This window comes from Enterococcus sp. CR-Ec1, from assembly GCF_002850555.1.
GTDB lineage: Bacteria > Bacillota > Bacilli > Lactobacillales > Enterococcaceae > Enterococcus_D > Enterococcus_D entomosocium.
The window spans coordinates 1,708,752-1,734,735 of sequence record NZ_CP025223.1 but is presented as its reverse complement, the minus strand read 5'-3'; the positions used below and the strand labels follow the sequence as shown (position 1 = coordinate 1,734,735).

The following is a 25,984-nucleotide window of genomic DNA, read 5'->3' as shown; positions in this document are numbered from 1 at the left end:
GAAACCTGCAAAATTATAATGAAATTTTTACTTTTTGATTCCGCTTACTTAGCGTGTGAAAACAAAAGCTAGCTCAGGGACTTTATGAAAGGAACGATCATAGTATTGGATTGCCCATTGTTCTGGCGTACTTTCGATAATCGCAAAGCTTTTGATTTGAATTTGCCCTCGCGGTTGGGAAATACTGCCGGGATTCAGGAAAAGTCGATTCCCGACTTTCTCACAAGCAATTTGATGCGTGTGACCAAACAGTGCGACCGAGGCATCGGCTTGTTGCGCTTGCAGCCCTAATTTCGTTACACCAAAACGGACATCTGCTAAGTGGCCATGAGTCATATAGATGGTGTCCAGCGGCGTTTTGATGATACGCTCATTGGGAAAACCACCGCCATAATCGCAATTGCCGCAAACGACTTGAAAAGTATCCCACAAAGGGTCTGTGTCAGGTAGTTCGGAGTCCCCACAGTGCAGGAATAAATCGACTTGATTTTCGAATTCATTTTTAAGATCATCAAGAATCTCACGATCTGAATGATTGTCACTGACAACTAAATATTTCATACATTTTCTCCTTCTAACCACTCCTGCCACTGTTCCTGCAGCTTTTTGATTGCTAGACCACGGTGGCTCACTCGGTTCTTTTCTTCTTGACTCATTTGGGCTGCGCTTTGCTCTGAACCATCAGGAATAAACAATGGATCGTAACCGAACCCATTTTCTCCACGAGGGATACGGCCGATTCTTCCCGGCCATTGAGCTTCAACCACCAAACTATCTTTTCCTGGCGCTGCGAAAACTAACGTACAGTGAAATTGAGCACTGCGCTTGTCATCTTCGACATCCGTCAATTCGTAAAGTAATTTTGCATTATTGGCAGCGTCACTTTTTTGCTCACCAGCAAATCGAGCAGAGTACACCCCTGGTCGACCCCCTAATGCATCGACTTTCAGTCCTGAGTCATCAGCTAACACCGGTCTTCCCAAAATTCTGGCGATGGTTTCCGCTTTAAGGCGGGCATTTTCTTCAAAGGTGGTGCCGGTTTCTTCAACATCTGGCAAGGAAGGATAGTCTTTTAAGGTGCGGACATCGTAACCTGCTGCGCCAAATACGGCTTTAAACTCCTTGGCTTTTCCTGGATTGCCTGTAGCAATGACAATCGTTTTTTCGGGAATCTCATAAGGGGGTTCATCTGGTAAAAACAGTGCCTCTTTTTGATAGGCAATCAATTCTTCGATAGCTGTTTTTCCGTAGATCAGCATCTCATTCAACTGCTGGCCATCAAAGGTTGCTTCTTCCCCAGTTCCTTGCAATTCGACAAATCGACCAGATTCCGTCATCACCAAATTCATGTCAACAGCAGCTGAAGAATCTTCTTGATAATCGAGATCAGTCACACAGGTACCATCTGGTAAGATCCCGACACTAATTGCTGCCAAATGCTCCTTGATTGGATCTTCCGTCAATGCTTTGTCACGCAACAAGGTATCGATAGCTAAACGCAACGCGACAAAAGCGCCGGTAATACTGGCTGTTCTGGTACCGCCATCCGCTTGGACGACATCACAATCGACGACGATACTACGTTCCCCTAATTTTTCTAAATCGACTACGGCTCGTAAGGAACGAGCGATCAGCCGTTGGATCTCCATCGTACGACCAGAAAGCTTGCCTTTGGCACTTTCTCGACGATTACGAGTGTTGGTCGCTCGTGGGAGCATACTGTATTCGGCTGTGACCCAGCCTTTTCCCGTATCTCGTAAAAACGGAGGGACCCGATCTTCAATCGTTGCCGAACAAATCACGGTTGTGTCACCAAAAGAGATCACAACCGATCCTTCGGGGTGTTTGTAGACGTTGGTTTGAATGTTGACTGGTCTTAACATTGTTTCTTTTCTGCCATCATGTCGCATTTAAAAGCCTCCTAAATCAGTGTGAATCGATGAGATCGTGTCTAAATCAAGCCAATCATTGGCAATCTCATCAAATATTTTCGGTGAACCAGTAGTAAAAAATGCATGTTGCGGATGCGGATCGTCCTGACTCGTTGCTGCAATGGAAAAATAGTCCAACAAGGTACTGACTTCCCCCACCGTTTCTGCCCCTGAATCAATCAGCTGGATATGGGCGCCTAATTCATTTTGGATCAAAGGGCGCAATAAAGGATAATGAGTACAGCCCAGAATCACTGTATCTAACCGCTTGTTTTTCAATGGACGCAACGTTTCTGCCACGATTTTCTTGGCGACCGAGCTATGGTATTGTTTGCTTTCTACGATCGGCACAAACTTTGGGCAAGCCAAACTGACGACTGACGCATGGGGCGCTTTGCCATGAAGAGCGCGCTTGTAAGAGTCGCTTTTGATCGTTCCATTTGTTCCGATGACACCGATTCGCTGGTTTTTGCTTGCTTTGACTGCTGCTCGACTACCGGGCAGGATCACGCCAATCACCGGGATCGCTAGTTTTTCTTTGATTTCTTCAAGGGCGACCGCTGTCGCTGTATTACAAGCGATCACCAACATTTTAATGTTTTTTTCTAATAAAAAACGGGTCATTTGCCACGTATACGCGATAACTTGCTCAGCAGGTCTCGGACCATACGGGCATCTGGCTGTATCTCCCAGATAAAGAATCGATTCGTTGGGTAATTGCTTGATTGCTTCTTTGACGACCGTCAACCCACCAACACCAGAATCGATAAAACCAATTGGTCTGTTGTTTGTCATAGTTTCCATCCTTTACATGAAAAAAAGAGTTTGGTGCGTTTTTCTCTCTTATTCATTTTGGACTTTTTTTGTCTATTTTTCAAGTATTCCTTTCGTTTGCTAAAAAAGCTTTCCCAAAAAATACGAAACGGTCAAAAAGAAAAAAGCCCCAACGATTGGCTCACAACCCACAAGTTGCACTTGCATGGGTAAAAGACCGATCGTGGGGATGTTTTTGTCGATTATTCTTTTTAGTAATCGTACTGACGTTTTTCCAAAAAGCCAGAAAGCAATGACAATGCATAACAAACCAAAAAGTATAAAACAGTCATTGCCAAAAACATAGGCAAAACATAGTTTGTATTTTGACCATAAATGATTCGAGCATGATGAGTCAGCTCTGGTAAAGAAATAATCACGGCTAATGACGTATCTTTGATCAAAGAGATCAACTGACTGACGATCGCTGGCAACATCGCTTTAAATGCCTGTGGCACGACGATACTCCGCAATACTTCGACATAGCTTAGCCCTGTTGACAAACCAGCTTCCATCTGCCCTTTTGGCACAGCATTCAAACCAGCACGAAAGATTTCAGAGAGCATCGCTGATTCAAAAATCGTCAACGCCACAACCGCTGACCAAAAAATATTAAAGCGGATACCGATCTGCGGCAATGCAAAGTAAGTGAAAAAGATGATCAAGAGCAAAGGCAAGTTACGAATAACATCGATCACGACACCTAATACTTTAGAAAAGACCGGGATCGAGCTGAAGCGCAAAATGCCGGCGATCCCTCCGATAATAAAGCTAAATAAAATCGATAGGATCGACACTTCAACTGTTACCCGCAAGCCATCGATCAAGAAGCGAATGTTAATCGCTGAAAAAGCTTCAAAAAAATCCATAGTTCGTTAGCTCCTTTCTATGAGCGGACAGCCCAACGCCGTTCCAAGTAAACCATCAAATAAGACAATGGTAGGGTAATGATCAAATAGAAAAGACCAACAATGATATACGTATCGAATGTATTGAAGGTCTCACTTGCGATCAAATCCCCTTGATACATAATATCTAATCCTGCGACCATCGCCAAAATTGATGAGTTTTTAACAAGATTGATAAATTGATTGCCTAACGGCGGTACGACGATCTTAAAAGCCTGAGGCAAAATAATGTAACGCATCGCTTGGCTGTACGTAAAACCAGAAGACAAGGAAGCTTCCATCTGGCCTTTAGGAACCGTTTGAATCCCTGACCGGATCGTCTCAGCGATAAATGCCGATGTATAGATCGTTAAGCCAATCGTTCCCGCTTGAAAACCGTCAAAAGAAACCCAATACATTGGCACAACGACATAAAAGAACATCACGATGATCAATAAGGGAATATTTCTAAAAAACTCAACATACGCTTTGGCAATCCCTTTGATGAGGCGATTGTCTGACAACTGAAAAATTGCCATTAAGGTTCCGATCAAAAGACTAAAAAACAGTGCGATCAAACTCGCCATGACTGTGTATTTAAAGCCTTCAATAAACTGACCGGTATACGTTTGAAATAATTCAACCATTCAGTTTCCTCCTACTCTACTTTTCCTGATTCGTCTTCAGGGAACCACTTGTTGTATATCTCATCATAGGTTCCATCTTCACGCATTTCCCGCAAGGCTTGATTCACTGCATCAAGAAACGGCTTTTGTCCTTTATTGATGGCAATCCCATAAGGTTCTTCTGTAAAAGTTTCGCCAACTAAATGGTAATTGGGATTTTCACTCGCCATCCCTAATAAGATCGCATTATCCGTGGTCATAGCATCCCCTTGACCAGATTGTAAAGCAGTAAAGGCTTCCGCATAATTCTCAAGTTCTAAAATTTGCGCTTCTGGTGCTGCTTCACGGATGTTCACAGCTGAGGTAGAGCCTTTAACGACCAATACAGTGGTGTCTGCGGTCAAATCTTCGATCCCTTGAATAAGACTGTCTTTGGCAACTAATAAAGATTGACCTGCATCAAAGTAGACATCGGAAAAATCGACCTGTTTTTTACGTTCTTCCGTGATAGTCATCGTGGCGATGATTGCATCGATGTTGCCGTTTTTCAAAAGAGGAATCCGGGTTTTTGAGGTAACTTCAACAAAGATGGCATTGCCATCACGACCTAAAATTTTCTCAGTGATTGCACGAGCGATATCAATATCGAATCCCCGTACTTCTCTAGTCGCGATATCCATCAATCCAAAAAGACGGGTATCGTTTTTTACGCCCCAAACGATCTGATTCGTCTCTTTGCTGTTTTCTAAAATATCGATATCTGCGGCACTTTGTCCTTTACAACCTGAGAAAGTCACAAGGGCAAAGGCTAAGACTAGAAAGGAAAATATTTTCTTTCTCATAAGGGTTCCTCCTATTGCTTAATGATTTGTGACTTTACTCAAGAATTGTTTTGCACGTTCGTCTCTGGGTGCATCAAAGAATCCATCAACATCGCGCCGGTCTTCTAAGACTTGTCCTTCCGCCATAAAGACGATTCGATCTGCTACTTCACGGGCAAAGCTCATTTCATGGGTAACAACGATCATGGACATACCTTCACTGGCAATTTTCTTCATGACATCCAATACATCACCAATCATTTCTGGATCCAATGCTGACGTTGGCTCATCAAAAAGCAGCATCTCTGGTTTCATCGCAAGCCCTCTGGCAATTGCGACCCGCTGCTGTTGTCCGCCGGATAACATGGAAGGATAGGAATCTTTTTTATCTAACATCCCTACCCGATCAAGAAGTTTTTCCGCCAAATTGATGGCTTCTTGCTCATTTTGTTTTAATACTTTAATCGGTGCCAACGTAATATTTTCTAACACGGTTTTATTTGGATACAAGTTGAAATGTTGAAACACCATGCCGATGTTTTTTCTAATTTCTGTCATTTTGACATCTTTGTCAAACAAGTTCTTACCATTGACCAATAATTGACCACCTGAAATGGTTTCTAGACCATTAATCGTACGGAGCATTGTACTTTTACCAGATCCTGAAGGCCCGATAACAACAACGACCTCACCTTTTTCAAATTCAAGGTTGATGTTTTTTAATGCATGGAACTTTCCGTAATATTTCTCTACGTTCTTAAATTCGATCATTGCCATTGATTCACACTCCTAGCTTTTTTTAAAATTAAATGAGTAATTGGAAAGATTTGATTCATATTATAGCTCAATCTTTTTTCATTTGTAAAGGTTCTTTTCCAATGTTCCCCCCTTATTTCTGAAAAGACAAGTGCTATTTTACTTTGATGTGAGGTTTTTGTCCATGAAAATTTTTCTCACCCCATCAGATCACAAGGAGAACCGGTTGTTTCTTTTGCTAAAAAAAGGTAAGATAAACCATATAACAAAGGAAAAGGTGGAAAAAAAGTGAATACGATTTTAACTGGCGACCGCCCAACTGGCAAATTGCATCTTGGCCATTATGTGGGGTCTTTAAAAAAACGGGTCGAAATGCAAGCTGACCCTGAAAATCAGCTTTATATCATGGTCGCTGACATGCAGGCACTAACAGATAATGCGAAAACACCTGAAAAGGTCTCAGCGAATATTTTAGAAGTTGCTTTGGATTATTTAGCCGTTGGATTGGATCCAGCAAAAACAACGATGTTTATTCAATCGCAAATCCCTCAGCTCTCTGAATTGACGATGTATTATCTCAATCTAGTCAGTGTTGCTCGAGTACGACGCAATCCAACCGTTAAAGCCGAAATTGAACAAAAAAAATTTGGTGAAGGCGTTCCTTCTGGTTTCTTCATCTATCCTGTCTCTCAAGCAGCGGATATCACCGCTTTTAAAGCAAATTTAGTCCCAGTCGGCGAAGATCAAAAACCAATGCTGGAACAAACGCAAGAAATCGTGCATAGTTTTAATTCTACGTATAGTGAAGTATTAGTCGAACCAAAAGCGGTTTTACCGCCAAAAGGCATGGGACGTTTAGCGGGGATCGATGGGAACGGGAAAATGAGCAAATCATTGAACAACGGTATTTACTTAGCTGATCCAGCCGATGTATTACAAAAGAAAGTGATGAGCATGTACACGGACCCAAATCACATTCATGTCAACGACCCCGGACAAGTTGAAGGCAATATGGTCTTCACTTATCTTGATGTATTTGGTACCGAAAAAGAAAAAATTGCTGAATTAAAAGAACATTACACCCGTGGTGGATTAGGCGATGTCAAAATCAAACGCTATTTGATTGATGTTCTGGAAGCCGAATTTGCACCCATTCGTGAGCGCCGTGAAGCTTTTGCCAAAGATCCCGGTGAAGTGATGAACTTACTAAAACTTGGTAGTGAAAAAGCTGAACAAGTTGCCGCTCAGACGTTAGCTGAAGTCAAAAATTCAATGGGCATCAATTACTTTGCTTAAAAAACAAGCCTTTACGGCTTGTTTTTTTGTTTACAAATCGGAATGAATTCTTTCATGCAAAACATATGTACAAACTCTGTGTTAGATTTCACGAGAACACTTCCTCCCCAGACTGACACTTTGTGTATTTTGATTTGATGCTGTTTCTTGCGCAATAACCAAGAGAGCTGTCCTAAAAAATAACTTCATAAAACGCTGATTAGAAAATGTATTTTTTCAGCCTAGCCAGTGTTTAAAAAAGGTTGTACCAAAAAAACTGGATTGCCTTCTATAGAGAAATCTTTTACGGCTTTCACTCAACTCCTAACATTCTTGTGTCATCTGAGCATCTATTATAATAGTAGAAAACGTTCCCCACCCAACTTCTTTGTATGGTGGAGAACGTTTTTCTACTTATTTGATTAGCGGATTTCTGCTTGAACGTTTTCTTCTAAGTTACGAGTAATTTTCGCTATTGCTTGATTGATCTCTTCATCCGTCAGGGTAGCTTCCGGATTGCTAAAGGTCAGACTGTACCCTAGAGATTTTTTACCTGCTTCAATGTTTTTCCCTTGATAAACATCGAATAAACGAATATCACTTAAGAAGCGACCTGCACTTTCACGAATGATTTCCATCACGGATTGGTTATCGATCGTTTCATCGAGCAAGAGTGCCATATCTCGGGTCACTGATGGGAACTTAGAAACTGGTTGATAGACCAATTGTTCTGTTTTAGCTGCTAACAACTGATCTAAGTTCAATTCAGCAACATAGGTTTCACTCACTTCGTAGGCTTTGGTGATCGATGGGTGGACTTGTCCCAAGAAGCCGATTTCTAGGTCATCTAGCAAGATCCTTGCCGTACGCCCAGGATGCATCTCTTTGATAGCTGCCGTTTTTTGATAACGAATACGGTCGGTTAATGCCAACGAATCAAAAAGATTTTCTAAAATGCCTTTCAAATGGAAGAAATCAACTTTTTGAGCTTGGGTTTGCCAGTCTTTCTCATGGATATTTCCCGTCAATGCTAGCCCTAAGTGATTGACTTCTGTTGGCAGTTCGTGTTTACTGTCGCCCGTTTGATAGAAGACGCGACCAATTTCATATAAAGCAACACGATTGTTTTTACGTGCCAAATTGTACGCAACGTCGTCTAACAAACCTGAAATCAGATTCAAGCGCAAGACGGCACGCTCTTCGGTCATTGGCCAATCCAATCGAGTCACTTGGCTCGATTTATCCGTAAATTGTTGCGCCTTCTCTTCCGTTGTCAAAGCATAGCTGATGGCTTCACTGACCCCGTTGCCTTCCAAAAGAGTCCGAACTTCTCTAGTCAGACGTTGCGCTTTGGTTAAATGACCGGCAACCGTTTCTCCTTGCGGTAAAGTCGATGGCAAACGATCATAACCGTAAATACGCGCCACTTCTTCAATGATATCTGCTTCGATCGTAATATCCCAACGACGAGGTGGGACTGAAACAATATAGCTGTCTGCTTCTTGACGATGACCAAAGCCTAATGCATCAAAGATTTCTTGCACTTCTTCATCAGTGATTTCTGTGCCTAAATAGCTATTGATCCGTGCTAAAGTAATCGCAACCTCCACAGGTTCTACTGCTACTTGGGAACCTATTACTGCCTCTTTCAAGACCGTTCCGCCAGCAAGTTCCGCAATCAGTGCTGCTGCTGCATCACAAGCTTTTGCAACCGTTGCTTGGTTGATCCCTTTTTCAAAACGAGCGGATGATTCGCTTCTTAAATTGAATTTTTTCGAAGTCAAACGAATCGCTAATGGATCGAACAAGGCCGCTTCTAAAGCGACTGTGGTCGTCGTTTCCGTGATTTCAGAATCAAGACCTCCCATGACGCCTGCGAGCGCAACGGGTGTCGTTCCGTTGGTGATAACGATGTCTTCTGGGGAAAGCTGACGAGTTTCTCCATCTAAGGTAACCAGGCTTTCATTTTCTTTGCCGCGACGTACCAGTATTTCCTTGCTGTCTAGCTTTTGATAATCAAAAGCATGCAATGGTTGACCAAATAACAGTAAGATATAATTCGTCACGTCCACGACATTATTGATTGGACGAATGCCTTCATTCATCAAGCGATTTTGCAGCCATTGTGGACTTGGGGCGATCGTTACGCCATCAATGATTCGAATTTGGTAGGCGGGTGCATCCGTTACTTCAGTGACCTTCACCTGAATTTTATCGGCAGCAGCTACTTCACTTTCGGTAAGCGCAATTTCAGGAAACTTCGGTGTTTGCCGATAGATTGCACCGACTTCATAAGCAACCCCCCGCATGCTCAACGCATCCGCACGATTCGGAGTGATCGATAATTCGATAATGTGATCATCCATATCAAGATAAGGAAAAACTGGTGTTCCTACTTCTGCTTCTGCTGGTAAATAATAGATTCCTTCTGCGTATTCTTTGGGAATCACGCTATCTGCATATCCCAACTCTTGCAACGAACAAATCATGCCGTTGGAAACTTCTCCCCGCATCTTGCCCTTTTTGATTTTTACGTTGCCCGCGATTCGAGAGCCTGGTAATGCCACGATGACTTTGATGCCGCTTTTGACATTCGGCGCACCACAAACGATCTGTGAGTCTTCATCCTCGCCAATATTTACTTGGCAAATTGATAGATGATCAGAATCTGGATGTGGTCGGCAGTCGGTCACTTCTCCGACAACGATTTTTTTTAAACCCTCTTCAGGCACGTCAATACCTTCGACTTCGATCCCCGTCACTGACATTTTATCCGCCAGCTCTTTGGGTGTGATCTCAGACAGATCAAGGTATTCATTTAACCATTTGTATGATACTAACATTTATTGTTCCCCCTTGAACTGGCGAATGAAACGCACATCATTTTGATAGAATTGGCGAATGTCGTTCACGCCGTAGCGCAGCATTGCCACTCGATCAGGACCTAAACCAAAAGCAAATCCTGAATATTGGGTTGGATCGATCCCTGACATTTCTAAGACGTTAGGATGCACCATTCCAGCACCGAGGATCTCGATCCAGCCAGTTTGTTTACAAACATTACAACCGGCACCACCGCACTTGAAGCAGCTGACATCGACTTCGACCGATGGTTCTGTGAAAGGGAAATAGCTTGGTCGCAAGCGAATTTGGCGATCTTCCCCAAACATTTTTTGCATCATGACTTCTAAGGTTCCTTTTAAGTCACCCATCGTAATATTCTTATCGATTACCAAACCTTCAATTTGATGGAATTGGTGGCTATGGGTCGCATCATCTGTGTCACGACGGAAAACTTTCCCGGGTGAGATCATCCGCAGCGGCCCTTTAGAAAAATCATGAGTCTCCATTGTTCTCGCTTGCACTGGTGACGTATGGGTTCGAATCAGCACTTCCTCTGAAATATAAAAAGTATCTTGCATGTCTCTGGCTGGATGATCCTTTGGCAGATTCATCCGTTCGAAGTTGTAATGATCTTTTTCCACTTCGTAACCTTCGACTACTTGGTAGCCCATACCAACAAAGATATCTTCGATTTCTTCCATGATTTGCGTTAGCACATGGCGTGTTCCTCGGTCCATCTTTTTACCAGGCAACGTCACGTCGATGGATTCTTCAGCAAGAGCTTTTTCCAAGTTTGCTGCTTCGATAGACGTCTTGGCTTCTTCAATCGCTTCTGTCAAGATATCACGAATCTCGTTGGCATAGCTCCCCACCTTCGGCCGTTCTTCCGCAGAAAGATCTTTCACTCCCCGCAGAACTTCTGTTATGGGACCTTTTTTTCCAAGCACTTCCACTCGAATCTGATTTAAGTCATTCATGGTTGGACTTTCTTTGATTTTAAGCAATGTCGTTTCCTTCAATGCTTCTAATTTCTCTTGTAAAGACATGTATTTCCTCCTTCTATGCTGTGAATAGTGTAAGAATAAAAAGACTGGATTGACTGAATAAAGTGAGTATCATTCGTATAAAGACAAAAAAAGACATCATCCCTTAAAAAAAGGAACGACGTCTCGTGTTACCATCCTCATTCGCGAAAAAAACCGCGCACTCACTTCGGCTAACGACAGCAAAACTGCCGACTGACTGTAATCAGCAAGCTCCAGAAGTGAAATTCATTTTTCGAATACAGGACTTGCTTTCAGTCTGTGACAAGTCTCCCTTTTTCTGATTCAGCCAAATTACTAGTTTCTATCAACGCTTTTTATCTATTCATTTAAGCTTAGTTTACCTAATTTCCGGTGAGAAATCAACTGCATTCTTCCTCACGCACCCAGGTTTCTGCCCAACGCTTCACACTCATCATACTCTTTTCAAGAGCAATACCTCTTGGCGTCAAGCAGTAAAGATTGTTTTCTTTGCAGACAATTTCTTCCCGCTCTAATTCTTTCAAGCGTTCGACTAACACCCGATCACTCACTTGAGGAATCTTGTTTGCTAACTCAACAAATCTTTGTTTGCCGTCTTCAAGAAGGACATCAATGATCAAGCCGTTCCACTTTTTGCCTAAAATAGAAAAAGCTTTTTCAAATTTAGGACAAAGGGCGTAATCCGATTCTACTTTTATCATTCTCCATCACCTCTTTTACCTATTATAGCATATGACTTACGAATTGTAAGAAACTAGGATCGATCAGCTAGAATGCCACGATCATTTTAGGTTTTAACAGCACTAAATAGGTCTGTTTCACTGATTTGTTCAATGCTTTCTCCAATGCTTGGCAGTAGAGTTTCAATTGACCATAATATCGTTCGCGCATTTTCTTTTCAATCTGAGCCTGACTGCCGAAAACATCATCTGTTTTAAAGTCATATAAAATGATTTCATCCGCCAATTCAATATAGCCGTCGATAATACCATGGATCAAAAGCGGCGCATCTGGTTCGTCAAACCCTTCAAAGATCGTATCAGCCTCTTTTAGCATCGAAAACGGCTGCTCCCGCTTCACCACATCAGAGGATCGGTTCAGCAGTTCACCTAGTTCAGTTTGATAAAACCACAAAATGCTCGATCGGTCAATTTTTTTGGCGATTTCTTCAGAAAAAAATTGCTTTTTCACGAGTTCAGCAATCAGGAGCTCCAAAGTATCTTGTGTTGGCGTCATTCCTAATGGGATCATTTGCAAAACCGTATGTGTTGCTGTCCCGATACTGCTGGCGAGAGGCTTCGTTTCTTGCAGAAATTTCGGTTTCGCCAATTCATCCTGTACGTAGCGATATTGCTGAGGATTCGTCTTCTCGGAAACCGACCGCCATTCCAACAAAGTGGTCTGTTGATCATCGGGATCGTTATAGAGTCTTTTCAATTCTGATACAGATTGATAACTAGTCGTTTGGGTCGCTTTTTGATAAGGATAGCGATATGCTAGGCGTTTCAAAAGATCATCGATATTGCTATCTGGCGCAAGCAATCGTTTAGACTCCTCGACTGGCACAAGGGTCTCTTGGACTTGTTGCGTGATCGTTTCTTGATTCCACCATGACAGACGAAAATGAGCAGGATGATCGATCGTCCGCTTGCGCTCTGACGCTTCAGAGAATACTGCTTCCATATCTGGATGGCGCATCAGGGTCCGTCCGACCCAATCCATCAAGCTCCCCCGGGCAACAAGCCGTAATGCAGGATCAAGAACCATCTCGGCTTGTGTCAGGCCAGATTGCCAAGTCTTAAAGGCATCCGCTTGATTTTTATAGGAGCCCACTAAAAAAAGCTTCTGCTCTGCTCGTGTCAATGCTACGTATAATTTTCGCATTTCTTCTGACAAGGCTTTTTTCAAACGAACTTGCTTGATGGCTTGAAACGGCAGTGTCTCAAATTTAAGGTTTTCTGCTGGATTCACATATTGGATCCCAGCCCCCAGCTGTTCTTCAAAGATATAGCGCTTTTGAAAATCTTGGTAGTTAAAGAATTTTGTTGTATCCAGTAAGAACACAACAGGGAATTCCAAGCCTTTACTTGCATGAACGGTCATCACTCGAACGGCATCTTCTACAGGAGTAGCCACAGGCTCCGCCAAATCTTTGTTTTTTTCTTGCATTTTTTCGATGAAGCGAATGAATTGGTACAAACCACGGAAACTGCTCTTTTCGTATTTTTCAGCTCTGTGGATCAATGCCACTAAATTTGCATAACGCTGCTGTCCTGCAGGAAGTCCCACAACATAATCCAAGTAAGCAGTATCTTCATAGATTTGCCATAATAAGGTTGGGATCGGTAATCTGCGTGCTTCTTCGCGCCATTGATTTAGTTTGGCTAAAAACCCATCCAACGTTTGCCACAAGGGTGACTCTTCTTGTTGAACATGATAATCCAATACTGCATCATAGTAGTCGCTGGAACGATTCGCTAAACGGATCTCAGCCAATTGATCTTCTGTTAGGCCGACGATTGGCGAACGCAAGACCGCCACAAGGGGGATATCTTGGTACGGATTGTCAATGATTTGCAGCAAAGAAACGACGGTTTGGATTTCCGTTGCCTGAAAATAGTTTTGAGCATCATTGACCGCCATCGGAATCCCAAACTGCTTAAAGACATCTAAAATGACAAGATTGTTTTTACGTGTAGGGGTCAATAAGACGATATCGTTGTAAGTGATTGGTCGATTTGTTTTGGCTTTTTTGTCATAGATCATGAATTTTGATTCAATCAACTCTCGAATCTTCAATGCAGTAATCTGCATTTCACCCTCTGTTTTGTCATCGATCAATTGTTCTTCGGATTCATGCTCTTTTTCATATAACAAGAGCTCTGTGGCAAAGGCGTCGCTTTCTGGAAAATGAGGAAAACCGGTAATCAAGGCTGCCGCCTCATCATAAGGGATTTGTCCAACCCGTTCATCCATCAGCTGTTGAAAAACTAGATTCGTAAAATCCAATACGTCGGAGCGAGAACGGAAATTTTCTGCTAAGACGATTCTCCGCCCACCATTCTCCGTTTCAAATGCCAAGTATTTTTCGATAAATAGCGTCGGATCTGCTAGTCGAAACGAATAGATCGACTGCTTTACATCCCCCACCATAAACATATTGCCGGGGTTATGATCGACTTGTCTCACCCAATATAAAATTGCCTCTTGCAGCCGATTGACGTCTTGATATTCATCGACTAAAACTTCTTCAAAGCGATCACGATAATAGGTCGACGCTTCACTTCCACTACCGTCTCCTTGTAAAATCTGCAAGGTGAAATGTTCCAAATCATTAAAGTCTAAACGGCCTTTTGAAAGTTTCCTTTCTTGGAATGCTTTCATAAACGCTTCGGTCATAGCTGCCATTTTTTCAACGACAGGTGCGGACCGATGAAGCAGCTCCATCATTTCAGCCGGTGGGTATGGAAAGGCCGCTTTCAATTGCTCAACCAATTTTTTCGCATCATCTCGCAAAGGTTTAATTTCTTGAGAGAGTTCCTTTTGTTCTGGTTTGCGAAAAGCTGGGTAGCGAGCAAAACGCAACACTTGGATTTGCTCATAGAAGCCATCAACATCGTCTGAATCAAGCAGAGCCTTTAAGGTTTCCACCATTCCTAATTCGGTATCGATCAATAGTGCCGCTTTTTCCATCGCTTCATCAGAACGGGCATAGTCTTGCGCCGCCTGCAGCAAATGCGCCGCTGTCTTCAAGTTTTCTTGCAAAGTCGGCTTGATTTGCGATTGGTACAGGGTATTTTCAGCAAAGGTTTCTTTGCCGATATAGTGATCACTTAGATGAGCTAACCAGTTTACTGGATCCGGATTTGCTCGGGCAAAGTCATAAAGAGACAGGATCAGATCCCCGACGCCTTCATCGGAACGATCACTAGAAAAATTTTCCGTCAAACGAAAGAACGCTTCATCATTGGCTTCATATTGTTGATCTCTCAGCTGTGTCCAGATTTCTTCTTTCATCAATAAAATTTCGGTTTCATCAGTCATCATGCGGAAATTTGGATCTAAATCGATCAAATAATAAAAACGCCGAATCACAGTTAAACAAAACGCATGCAAGGTAGAAATGTTAGCTGTCGGCAATAGCTGCAGCTGACGGACGAAGTGCTGGCGCTTTTGCTCGTCACTTTCTTGATTGATGGCCTGCTGCAATGCCGCTTGAATCCGTTCTTTCATTTCTCGAGCAGCTGCTTCGGTAAAGGTCACGATCAGTAAAGAATCGATCGTCGTTCCTGCTTTTAGCTTTTCAATCACTCGCCGAACCAAAACGGTGGTTTTACCTGAACCCGCTGAAGCGGAAACGAGGATATTATCCCCTTTATCAAAAATGGCTTGCCATTGGGTATCCGTAAAGGTTTCATTTTGCGGTTTTAAAGGGATCTTACTCATCTTCTTCCTCCCTTAAGCGATGGATAATCTCATCTTTAGATAAGTTTTCTAAACGGTGGTACTCATTTTCTTTCAATAATACATCAAAGTCACAGATGCTGCGAAACGGACAAAACTCACACGCCCTTTTTTTGTCTTTTAATTTATAAGACGGGTTTAAGGCGATTTCACCGCTCAACAGCTTCTCACCACTTTGTTGCATATTTTTCCGATTGTGTTTTCTTAATAGTTCAAGCTCTTCTTCTGTATAAAACTTGTTTTTCGCCTGTGTTGTTTTTTGATAATTGCCGTTTTTGTCTTTCCGAACAGGAAATACCGGCGAATTTTTGCTGGCTTCAACTTCCTCATCGAGTAACGGGAAAACAGCCGGTTCGTCAATAAACAACCCGTCATACTTGAAACGTTTTAAACGTTCTTCTTCACTGGCTTCTTGTCCGTCCAAAAGCGGATTATGCACATGCAGATAATATGCCCCCGCTGGTCGAACCTTTGGCGAACCAACCAGTTGGACAGCATCCGTCAATGCGACGTCGAGATACGTGATCAACTGCATCGCAAGTCCGTAGTAGGCTTCAGAAAGGTCAAAATCTCGGCTGCTAGATTTATAGTCAACAACGGAAAGCCATTGTTCTTCTTCCGTTTTCGCCGTATCGACACGATCAATCTTCCCCCGCACATGTAGTTTCCCGCCAGAACTTAATGGTAATTCGATCCCGTTGATCCCATTTGAGCCAGCGATCTGGCCGAATAGCACCTCCGTCTTTTCAGGACTAAAATGCATTTTTTGTCCTTGTTTCGCTAATGCCCACGCTACTCGCTGAATCGTCTTGCCTAATTGATACCGAATAAAATTCATCCGAGCAGAACTCGTCAGTAAGCGATAACGGCTTTCGCCAAAAATTTCCTGCAAAACGACTTCCACAAATTGCACGCGTTGGTCAGCAGTTAACTGGGTCAAGGAAATATTTTCAGCAATTAGGACTTTGACAAAGCGGTCCAACGCATCATGGAAAAACTCACCGGTCATTGCTGGATTTAAGCCATAAACTTCCCGTTCTTTTAACCGTAATCCGTAGCTGACGAAATACTTGTATTCACACTGATAGAACGTCTCCATCTGAGAAATGGAGCTGTAGATCGACGGGCCATATAGCGCCGCAGCTTGTGCTTGAGACAAAGGAATCGGAATATTTTGATGGGTTTGGCTTTCAAATACTTGGGCAGCTAAATCTGTCCATTCCGAACGTAACAGCGCTTGTTTCAGTTGCTCCCACACTCGAGGCAAATTCTCTTTGTTTTTTTGCGCTTGCTGACTGAGATTATTGATTTGGTAGATCAGGCCACGATAACTGCCAACATAGTCTCTCGGGTCACTGACTAGCGTCAAGATCCCCCGCTCTTGCAGTGGTACATCCAAATGCTTGACCACGCGGTCTAAATAAGGCGACATCTTGATGTTTTGCTGTGTATCAAAATTAACGGCATAGGACAGTGATAAGTGCTCTGTCGCTGAAAGCAAGACAGAATAAAAGGCAAATGGTTCTTTGACACTGCCTTCCACCACTGTGTCTCTAAGGTATTTCTCACCATTGAATAACTGATTGAAATGCTGACGTTCTTCATTCGTCAACAATGTTTTATTTTCCATTTTTCTTGGCAAAGCCGTTTCATTCAATCCCGGTGCAAATGTGATCTTCGCTTGTTTCGGACGCGCCAAATCAAGGCGGTTGATGTTGACTTGGTCGATCGCTGTTGGGATCTTTCCGAATGTGACATTTTCTAAGCCAGTCAATAAGACATCTTCAAAGAGCGCAAAATCAAAGGGCTCATCTCCATAGATCGTGGCATACTCATCCAGCAGATCCATTAAAGCTTGCCATGCTTGTTCATGATTGCGGGCTTGATCTAATTTTCCTTGTTGGATTGCCTGGTCTCGCCAATGCCTCAGCTGTTGCTCGACACCCGCATTCAGTAAAAAGCGATACAGCAGTTCTACGGCATCTCGATTTGTTCTAGCTGCTGTCAGCCAATCGAGTGTATCCACGACATCTTGCTTGAAAGCCCTGCGAAGCTGATTGGTGTACGCCGTCAAATCCACTTTGTCCACTGCTTCTTCTTCCGATTGTAAATACTCGATCAGTTCCCAATCTTCGTTTCTCGTCCAACTCGCTCCTTGGAAATCATGAGCCAGCGCTTTGTTCTCGGTAATATCCACCAACTTACGAAACTGGTCACGCCCAACAAGCCAATCTGCTTCGGAGCGATAGGCTGCCGGTAAGTAAAGTTCCGTTCTAAGCAACCGTAAAATATCATTTAAGCGAAAGCCATAGGATTGACAAGCAAAAAAAGCATTCAAAAACTCAACCAATGGATGTTGCGCCATCATCTGCTCTTCATCGATATAAAAAGGAATCTCAAACTCAGTAAAAATTTTAGGAATATACTGATGATAGACTTCTGGTTCGGCGATCAGTAATTGGATATCACGATACCGTAATGTTGGGTACCGTTTCTTATCACTCATCATCCCGCGGATCGACGCTGCGATTTGACGAATCTCTTCTTCGGGATTCCCAACTTTCCAGACAGCCAAGAAGTCTTTGACGGACGTCTGCTGATGATAATTGGCTTGTGATTGGGTCTGCCGCCAAAAAGTTTCTACTTCCTTGTATGCCTGCGGGATCGATCCCTCGTCTTCTTTGTCCACCTCTTGGTTGACGGAAAGTTTCTGATCTAAGTAAATGTTCACTTGATTGTCACGAGCAGAACTGATCAACTGATAATAGGTCCGTCCTGCTTCGTAAAATAAATTCAATGGCGTGGGCATCTCTTGTGGGTACCCGCGATCCAAAATAAGATCAATCACTACATGACTTCTCTTCATCAGTACTTGAATCAACTGTTGCTCTTGTGTTGAAAAAGCGGAGAAACCGCTGATAATAAATAAGGCGTGGGAAAGATCTGGCGCTTTGTTCAAAGAAACAGTGGTTGGCATTGCATGATCCACCGAGGAATCACCCAGCAAGGAACCTTCCAGAAAGCGTGTCAGTAAGGTGATCGGTTGTTCGACTTGCAAGGCACGCTCTAGAAGTTCTTGTTCAAATCGTTGAAAAATTATCGCTAATTCACTGTATTTTTTTTCTTCGTCTTGGGTTGCGCTTGGTGCAGCACCACCTGCTAATAAATCTTCGATCCCCAATCGACTTGTATGCATTTCTTGATAGAAAGCCAACAATTGTTGGATAAAACCCGCTTTGTTGATCTCACCACGGTATAAGACGAGTTCTTCTTCTAGTTCCAAAAGCAGCTTACGCATGATCATGGAGGCACCATTTTCAGTGATGGCATTTTGAGAAAGCAAGCCGGTTTGCTGCAGATAAAACCAAGCCAAACGGTGAAAACTATACACTTGCGCGCGAATAGAAGCAAAATCTTCTACGCGATCCTCTTTCAGTAATTGAAGGATCTCGCGCTCTCGTTCAAATTTGTTGTAGTTAGGTACCAGGAAAAATACTTCTTGATGGTCTTTTTCTAACCAGCTTTTTGCATTTTCTATCACTGCTTGATCATGACGACAACGGCCATCGCCAAGAATAAATCGTAAACTCATGAAAGGACTCCTTCTCTCCATCGTCTTTTAAAAAAATCCACTAAAAAATCAGCGACACGCTTTTTCGAATGCGTCTTTATTTTTAAGAGACTCTCCTTAAAAACAAAATAACAATCGCAGAATTTCATTCTTTGCCTACCATACCAAAATCGGCAATTGGCCAGAAAACAAATTTTACATCCCCCAAAATTGTTGATTCATCGATCAGACCTAATTGACGACTATCTTTGGAAATTCGACGGTTATCCCCTAACACTAAAATTTGACCTTCAGGAATGACTTCAACACCAAATAACCCCATATCAAAATCACTAGTCAACGGAAAGCCATCTGCGACAGCTGCTTTGAATTCATCCAAGTAGGGTTCATCATATGCTTGTCCATTGATATAAAGGGTATCGTTTTGATAGGAAACCTGGTCGCCAGGTAATCCGATTACGCGTTTGATATAGTTTTTGCCTGCTTCATCCGGTGCTTCAAACGTTATGATATCGAAACGTTCGATCTCGGTATTTTTCAAAGCAATCACCCGCTCACCATCATGTAATGTGGGGTCCATCGAATCTCCTTTTACGATCACAGGGGTAAAGACATACTGTCTTAATAACAAGAGGAATAAAGTAAAGATCACGACAAATCCTACTGTTTTTAAAAGCTCTTTTACTTGTTGCACGCGTCCCTCACTCCTTGAATGTTTTAACTATATTTTCCAAGAATCGAACAAACATTCTTATTTTTCTATTCTACCATAAAATGAAAGGAGCAGGACATCTCCTCTCTGGTTCTTTATGAAAATTTGGGGAATCATTGGACTTGCGTATGAATTGTCATCTTATCTAATCCGTGCTACGGTTGAAATAGAACCCATTATTGAAAGGAAGTGCCAAAATGAACCAACAGTTACCACAAGTGCCCACGAAGTTATTGATTGACGGAAAATGGCTTGAAGGAACAAAAGAGTCGGTTTCGGTTACCAATCCTGCCACTAATGAAGAACTGGTAAAAGTCAGCCAAGGAGGCATCGATGAAACAAAACAAGCGATCGATGCCGCCGCGAAAGCCTTCACAGATTGGTCAAAACGTTCGCCTCGAGAACGAGCCGATTTGATGAACAAGATTGCTGATTTAATGGAACAAGAAAGCGACCGTTTGGCAAAAATTATGAGCATGGAACAAGGAAAACCATTAAAGGAGGCAGAGGCAGAAATCCAATCCAACGTAGACAATTTCCGTTGGAATGCCGCCGAAGCACAACGGGTCTACGGCGAAGTGATTCCAGCTCCTGCACACAATCATTGGCTGGTGCGAAAAGAAGCCATCGGTGTTGTTGGTGCGATCACGCCTTGGAACTTTCCTTCCAATATGATTGCTCGAAAAATCGCTCCTGCCATGGCAGTTGGCTGTACCCTTGTTATGAAACCATCTAAAGAAACACCCCTATCAGCATTGGCTTTAGGTGAACTTTTTCAACAAGCGGGCCTTCCTGACGGAGTCGTCAATATCGTCTTAGGGGATTCTTCTGAAATCGGGAAAGAATTGACTGAGAACAAACAAGTCAAAAAAATCACCTTTACCGGCTCCACGAAAGTTGGGATGAAATTATACGAACAAGCTGCACCAACTCTGAAAAAAGTTTCATTGGAGTTAGGCGGCCATGCCCCGTTTCTTGTTTTTGCTGATGCTGATTTAGATTTAGCTGCTGAAAAATTAATTGCAGCAAAATTCCGCAACAACGGTCAGGTCTGTACATCCCCCAATCGAATTTTTGTCGAAGAATCCATCAAAGAAGCCTTTACTAAAAAGCTATTAGGGCAAATGGAAGCCGTAACTGTTGGTAATGGTTTAGAGAACCCCACCGTTGGTCCTTTGATCAATCAAGCAAGCGTTAAAAAAATCATCGACCAGCTGGAAGACGCGGTAAATAAAGGGGCTAAAGTCTTATTCGGTGGGAAGAAGCTTACTGAAGGTGAATACGAAAAAGGCAACTTCTTTGCACCAACGGTCATCGACGGCATCACTCCTGACATGACTATTTACTATGAAGAAACCTTTGGACCCGTGATTCCATTGATCTCATTTACGGATCGACAAGCAGTCATCGCTGCGGCAAATGATACGGAATTTGGATTAGCCTCTTACTTCTTTTCAACGAATCTGCAAACAATCTCGGATGTAGCCCAAAACCTCCAATATGGGATGGTTGGGGTCAATGACATTGCGATCTCAAACCCGGCGGCTCCCTTCGGCGGCGTCAAACATTCCGGTTTTGGTCGTGAAAACGGCAAATATGGTCCTGAAGAATACGTGACTGTCAAATTTATCGCCATTGATGCCCAGTAAGAAAAAAAGTCAGGCGCGTTTGCCTGACTTTTTTCTTACAAAGCATTTTGTTTTACTAACATTAAGTAAGAATGTATACTTCATTCTATGACAATAGAAAAGGTGGAATACTATGACAAAATTTCTTGATACGATCAAACAGCGCCGTTCAATCTATGGATTAGGCAAAGATGTTTCACTCTCAGATACAGAAATCGAAGCCATCGTGAAAGAAGCAGTAAAAAACAGCCCAACTGCTTTTAACGCACAATCGCCACGTGCCGTGATTTTATTTGGCGATGCCCACGAAAAATTATGGACGTTAACGGAGGTTGCTTTAGAACCATTGACACCACCGGAGGCGTTTGAAGCAACGAAACAAAAACTTGCTGGCTTTAAAGCAGGTTATGGGACCGTTCTATTCTTTATTCACACAGATACCGTTAAGAACTTGCAAGACCAATTTGCCCTTTATGCAGATAACTTCCCGGTCTGGGCAGAACAATCGAATGGGATTGCCCAAGCGAATGTTTGGGTAGCTTTAGAAGAAGCCGGATTAGGCGCCAACTTACAACATTATAATCCAGTAATTGATGATGCTGTTGTAGCTGAATGGTCAATTCCTGAAAATTGGCAGCTGCGGGCCCAATTAGTTTTTGGTTCAAAACAAAGCGAACCAAATGAAAAAGAATTTTTAAATGATGACGAACGTTTCCGCGTTTTCCATTAAAAACGATTCCCGATTTTAAAAAAAAGACCCTTGATTACGGCCACATACGGCAGCAATCAAGGGTCTTTTAGTCATTTTTTCCTTGATCATGATCGACCAGAATATCGATCGGTGTTCCTTCATTCAAGTGCTCCGACAAAAAAACCACCAATTCAGCTAACGGTTGTTTGAATTTCATTAATGGTCCCCGCATCCCTTTTCGAAAATAGTTCATCTTGATGGGCTGCCCTTCCTTTTCTTGAAATAATACGACCCGATCAATGTCTTGGTACAGTACCCCTTTAATACTCATTGGATGGACAATAATTCGATCTAGGGCTAACCCGCGGCTGTCTAGCACAAAGCTTAAAAAGACAAAACCTGAAACGATTCCTCGCACCTGATTATCCAATTGGTCATCCATCATCAACATGGATAGGATAATCATTACTGAAAAGATCGTAATAGCGATTTTGCTTAGTTTGCGCTCAACAGCAATAAAGTGAATCTCTTTGCGTACCACCAATAAATAGAGGTACAAAACGATCGTAAAGGCACACATCAATAGCGTTAACCCACTCATAAAACTCTCCGTTCTGTTTTCTTTTCCCTATTTTACCAAAAAATGATCTGTTACAAAAGGCTTAGTCTATTTCCTAGGTTTTTTGATATCTATTTTCACCAGAATTCGGTACAATAAGAAAAAAAGGAGGAATTATCATGAATGCATTTTTTGATAAATTACAACGCTATGACTTGCTTCGTGCCGTCGTATATATCGTCTTCGGCTTCATTATCTTGATTGCACCACGATCTGTTTTCAACACGATCGTTTATCTCGTTGCCGGATACATCGCATGTCTAGGGATTATCAGCTTGTATACGAGCTACAAAGAAAAACAAAAGGGCTATCGCAATGTGCAATCCGTCTCTGGTATCTTACTGTTGATTGCGGCAGCTGCGATTTTAGTTTTTGCCAAAGGATTACTTGCCATCGTGCCATTTTTCTTAGGAATCATGATCACCATCAGCGGTTGCACCCGATTGATGGCAAGCTTTAACCAAAAACGCATTGGCTTACCTTATATCACTAGCTTGATCATCAGTCTATTGATCATTGCTGCAGGGATCATCCTAGTATTGAATCCCTTCGCCACTTGGTTGTTATTCTTCCAAATTTTTGGCGGGATCTTGATTTTCATGGGTGCCTCCGATGCGGTCAACCATTTTCAACGAAAAAGAGCCTAATAAATGAGAATGTTTTAAAATTTCCTACGAATCTAACATCTACATGTAGACTTTTCCCGCTATTCCTTTTAAAATAGGAGATATCAAACAGTCAGTCCATTGACACGCGGGAGGTGCGACATGAAGAAAATCAAGCAAGAAGCAAAACATCCAAACGATGTACCGGTAATTTTTTTGACCGATGCAACTGGCAAAGTCGTACGAAAAATCTCGATCAATGAGTGGCGTGCGTTAAAAGCGAATCCAGAACAAATCGAAGAACTCGATATCAAATTGTATCGTGAAGCGATCAGTTTCTATCTTCAAGAAGACTATGCGAAAGCAAAAGATCTCTTGCACTTCTTGATCAATAAAACGGACTATAGTCATTACGAATATGTTGAACGATTAGCCAATATCTATCGCATCGAAAATCGTCCTGCTAAAGAAAAAGTCCTATTGCTGACTGCTTATCATGCAATCAAACCGTTAGAATCCTCTGAAGGAATTCTAAGAAGGATCGAAAATCGATTACAAAAAATCGATGCCTTTGATTTTCCAACTTCGACACAATTCAGTCATTAAAAAAGCAGCTATCTTTCGATAGCCGCTTTTTTTATGCTTCTGGCAGTTTACGCAAAAGACGTAACCCGTTAAACAATACGATCAATGTACTGCCTTCATGGGCAAATACCCCCAACCCAATGTTCATCATGCCGAATAGATTCAAGCCGACTAATAACGCGACGATAAACATGGAGAAAAAAATATTTTGCCAAATGATCCGATCCATCTTCTTCGCTAAGCGATAGGCATATGCAAAACGCGAAAGATCATTCTTCATGATCACTGCGTCTCCTACTTCAATCGCAACATCTGACCCTTCCCCCATCGCAAAGCCGATGTCTGCTTGAACAAGTGCAGGGGCATCATTGATACCATCACCCACCATGGCGGTTTGTCCGTATGCTTCTTGGAGTGCTCGTACCGCTTCCGCTTTGTTCTCAGGCAAAACATTGGCAGCCACTTGGTCAACCTTTAAGCGCTGACCGATTGCTTCACCAGCAGAAGCACTGTCTCCGGTAATCATAACAGTATGGATACCTTCATTTTTCAAATAATGAATCACAGAAGCTGCCTGTTCGTTCGGCTCATCCATCAATGCGATGATCGCCGTAACCTCTTCGTTGATGGAAAACACGACCATTGTTTTTCCTTGCGCTTCCAATTGACGGTACTGTTGCTCCATCAAACCTGTTAACTGGGTGTTTTCGGTTCTTTTTCCTAATCGATAGGTTTTTGTTCCTGCGACGGCACCTAAACCGGAACCAATCTCGTTTGTGACAGTCAACTGTTCGATTTCTCGTATTTTCTCTGTCTTCTCGAAATAAGTAACGATCGCATCTGCTAATGGGTGGTTGGCTTGCTTTTCCATCGAAACGATGACCGCTGCTGCCTCTGCTCGATCGATCGTATCAGCGAAAACGGCTTCCGTGACTGTAGGTTTTCCGACGGTCAAAGTTCCCGTTTTGTCAAAAGCCACCGCTTTGATCTGAGCGAAATTGGTCAAGTAATTGCTCCCTTTAAAAAGAATCCCTTTTTTCGCTAGATTCGAGATCGCCGATAAACTAGCAGGGACGGCGCTTGCCGCTAAAGCACAAGGAGAAGCCGCAATCATCATTACGATCCCACGATAAAAACTTGTATACCAATCCCAACCAAAGAGAAACGGTGCAGTCAAAATGAACAAAGGAACTGCAATGAAAACAACTGTTACATAGATTGGTTCGATTTTTTTGATTCGTGTTTCGGTCGGTGATTGATTTGATTGCGCCGCTTCCACCACTGAAAGAATTTTTGCGAAGACTGTTTCAGAGCTGTCTTTCGTGACTTCCATCAAAAATGTGCCGTTTCCATTAATCGTACTCCCATAGACTTCGTCTCCTGTAGTCTTTTCTCGAGGAATACTTTCCCCATTGATCGAAGCTTCATTGATGGCACTCGTTCCAGAAAGGATTACGCCATCTGTTGCTAACTGATCACCAGGTAGCACTTGCAAAATATCTCCTTTTTTTATCTCAGAAGCGGCAATTTTTTTGGTTTTCCCATCCGGACCCATCAAACGGGCTTCCGTGGGATTCAATTTGAGAAGATTGGTGATTTCTCTTCGACTTTGTCCCTCGGCGTATTCTTCTAAGAAGTGAGCGCCTGCAAAAATCAAAATCAACAAAGCTGCTTCATTAAAATTTCCTATGACCATGGAACCAATCGCTGCCAACAACATCAAAAGATGTACATTCGGTGTGAATCGCCGATTGGCTCTGGTACTCTTTATGGTATCCTCGATTCCTTCCCACGAAATGTGATAACCTGCTAATAAAACCGCAGCAAAATAAAACCCATCTTTCACCCATTGGTTCGGAACAAAAAGTGCCAGTATAAAGAGCAGTAAGCCTACAAAATAAATGTTACGTGGGAGAGTCCCATGATCGTGAGTATGAGAATGCCCCTCCGTTTTTGTGTGATCATGTTGACAAGTATGTTCAGCCATCAGTAAAACCTCCTCTAGTCCATCTATCATATGAACGATCAATCATATTTATAGACTTATTATATATGAATAAACAATCATATGTCAACCGAAAGAAGTTTTTCTTGTGAAATGTAAGCGTTTTGGGTTTTGTGATTCCTTATG

General features: G+C 42.5%; 20 protein-coding genes. 5 read left to right on the top strand and 15 right to left on the bottom strand.

All coding sequences use genetic code 11. The annotated features are described in order from the left end of the window. Positions 1 to 48 precede the first annotated feature (48 nt). The 7 genes from CXM95_RS08235 to CXM95_RS08205 all read right to left on the bottom strand — a co-directional run bounded on the left by CXM95_RS08235 (position 49) and on the right by CXM95_RS08205 (position 5,855). On the bottom strand, positions 49 to 561 hold the full coding sequence (locus CXM95_RS08235) for a metallophosphoesterase (RefSeq protein ID WP_086299466.1): 513 nt from the start codon (positions 559 to 561) through the stop codon (positions 49 to 51). After that, a complete protein-coding gene (gene rph / locus CXM95_RS08230; RefSeq protein WP_061054088.1) occupies positions 558 to 1,910 on the bottom strand; it encodes a ribonuclease PH in 1,353 nt (450 codons plus the stop codon). Before rph ends, CXM95_RS08235 begins: the two co-directional genes overlap by 4 nt. Next, positions 1,911 to 2,726, bottom strand: coding sequence for a glutamate racemase (gene racE / locus CXM95_RS08225; protein WP_008381904.1), 816 nt, complete (start codon positions 2,724 to 2,726; stop codon positions 1,911 to 1,913). 230 nt (positions 2,727 to 2,956) lie between these two features. Beyond that, on the bottom strand, positions 2,957 to 3,613 hold the full coding sequence (locus CXM95_RS08220; protein ID WP_005236107.1) for an amino acid ABC transporter permease: 657 nt from the start codon (positions 3,611 to 3,613) through the stop codon (positions 2,957 to 2,959). Between the two features lie 17 nt (positions 3,614 to 3,630). Further along, positions 3,631 to 4,278 (bottom strand): amino acid ABC transporter permease, encoded by a 648-nt coding sequence (locus tag CXM95_RS08215; protein WP_005226186.1) that lies wholly within the window; start codon positions 4,276 to 4,278, stop codon positions 3,631 to 3,633. An 11-nt stretch (positions 4,279 to 4,289) separates the two neighbouring features. Next, entirely contained in the window at positions 4,290 to 5,099 is an 810-nt protein-coding gene (locus tag CXM95_RS08210; RefSeq protein ID WP_086299467.1) for a transporter substrate-binding domain-containing protein, read from the bottom strand. An 18-nt stretch (positions 5,100 to 5,117) separates the two neighbouring features. Then, entirely contained in the window at positions 5,118 to 5,855 is a 738-nt protein-coding gene (locus CXM95_RS08205) for an amino acid ABC transporter ATP-binding protein (RefSeq protein ID WP_008381909.1), read from the bottom strand. Between the two features lie 267 nt (positions 5,856 to 6,122). Here CXM95_RS08205 and trpS point away from each other — a divergent pair, with 267 nt between their 5' ends. Then, positions 6,123 to 7,130, top strand: a complete 1,008-nt coding sequence (gene trpS, locus CXM95_RS08200) for a tryptophan--tRNA ligase (protein ID WP_086299469.1) — start codon at positions 6,123 to 6,125, stop codon at positions 7,128 to 7,130. Between the two features lie 401 nt (positions 7,131 to 7,531). Here the strand turns inward: trpS and pheT are convergent, their stop codons facing one another. The 6 genes from pheT to lepB all read right to left on the bottom strand — a co-directional run bounded on the left by pheT (position 7,532) and on the right by lepB (position 19,707). After that, positions 7,532 to 9,952 (bottom strand): phenylalanine--tRNA ligase subunit beta, encoded by a 2,421-nt coding sequence (pheT, locus tag CXM95_RS08190; RefSeq protein ID WP_086299470.1) that lies wholly within the window; start codon positions 9,950 to 9,952, stop codon positions 7,532 to 7,534. Next, a complete protein-coding gene (gene pheS / locus CXM95_RS08185) occupies positions 9,953 to 10,999 on the bottom strand; it encodes a phenylalanine--tRNA ligase subunit alpha (RefSeq protein ID WP_086299471.1) in 1,047 nt (348 codons plus the stop codon). It abuts the gene before it with no gap. A 359-nt stretch (positions 11,000 to 11,358) separates the two neighbouring features. Next, entirely contained in the window at positions 11,359 to 11,679 is a 321-nt protein-coding gene (locus tag CXM95_RS08180) for a winged helix-turn-helix transcriptional regulator (protein ID WP_005226192.1), read from the bottom strand. Between the two features lie 67 nt (positions 11,680 to 11,746). Beyond that, entirely contained in the window at positions 11,747 to 15,424 is a 3,678-nt protein-coding gene (gene addA / locus CXM95_RS08175) for a helicase-exonuclease AddAB subunit AddA (protein WP_101698977.1), read from the bottom strand. Next, positions 15,417 to 19,034: a PD-(D/E)XK nuclease family protein gene (locus CXM95_RS08170; RefSeq protein WP_008381921.1), complete on the bottom strand. Its 3,618-nt coding sequence runs from the start codon at positions 19,032 to 19,034 to the stop codon at positions 15,417 to 15,419. The genes addA and CXM95_RS08170 overlap by 8 nt, the downstream gene beginning before the upstream one ends. A 124-nt stretch (positions 19,035 to 19,158) precedes the next feature. Next, a complete protein-coding gene (gene lepB / locus CXM95_RS08165; protein ID WP_005236123.1) occupies positions 19,159 to 19,707 on the bottom strand; it encodes a signal peptidase I in 549 nt (182 codons plus the stop codon). A 215-nt stretch (positions 19,708 to 19,922) separates the two neighbouring features. Here lepB and CXM95_RS08160 point away from each other — a divergent pair, with 215 nt between their 5' ends. Continuing rightward, entirely contained in the window at positions 19,923 to 21,374 is a 1,452-nt protein-coding gene (locus tag CXM95_RS08160; RefSeq protein ID WP_008381925.1) for an NAD-dependent succinate-semialdehyde dehydrogenase, read from the top strand. Between the two features lie 112 nt (positions 21,375 to 21,486). Beyond that, positions 21,487 to 22,083: a nitroreductase family protein gene (locus CXM95_RS08155; protein ID WP_008381927.1), complete on the top strand. Its 597-nt coding sequence runs from the start codon at positions 21,487 to 21,489 to the stop codon at positions 22,081 to 22,083. A gap of 67 nt (positions 22,084 to 22,150) precedes the next feature. Here CXM95_RS08155 and CXM95_RS08150 read toward each other — a convergent pair whose 3' ends face one another. Then, positions 22,151 to 22,645: a hypothetical protein gene (locus CXM95_RS08150; protein WP_005236128.1), complete on the bottom strand. Its 495-nt coding sequence runs from the start codon at positions 22,643 to 22,645 to the stop codon at positions 22,151 to 22,153. A 137-nt stretch (positions 22,646 to 22,782) separates the two neighbouring features. Between CXM95_RS08150 and CXM95_RS08145 the strand changes: the two genes are divergently transcribed. Further along, a complete protein-coding gene (locus CXM95_RS08145) occupies positions 22,783 to 23,310 on the top strand; it encodes an HdeD family acid-resistance protein (RefSeq protein WP_005226199.1) in 528 nt (175 codons plus the stop codon). Positions 23,311 to 23,430: 120 nt separating this feature from the next. Beyond that, complete coding sequence (locus CXM95_RS08140) at positions 23,431 to 23,874, top strand: hypothetical protein (RefSeq protein WP_008381931.1); 444 nt, start codon at positions 23,431 to 23,433, stop codon at positions 23,872 to 23,874. Between the two features lie 31 nt (positions 23,875 to 23,905). Here CXM95_RS08140 and CXM95_RS08135 read toward each other — a convergent pair whose 3' ends face one another. After that, positions 23,906 to 25,840 carry a heavy metal translocating P-type ATPase gene (locus tag CXM95_RS08135; RefSeq protein WP_086299473.1) on the bottom strand — a complete coding sequence of 645 codons (1,935 nt, stop codon included), beginning with the start codon at positions 25,838 to 25,840 and terminating at the stop codon, positions 23,906 to 23,908. Positions 25,841 to 25,984: the final 144 nt, after the last annotated feature.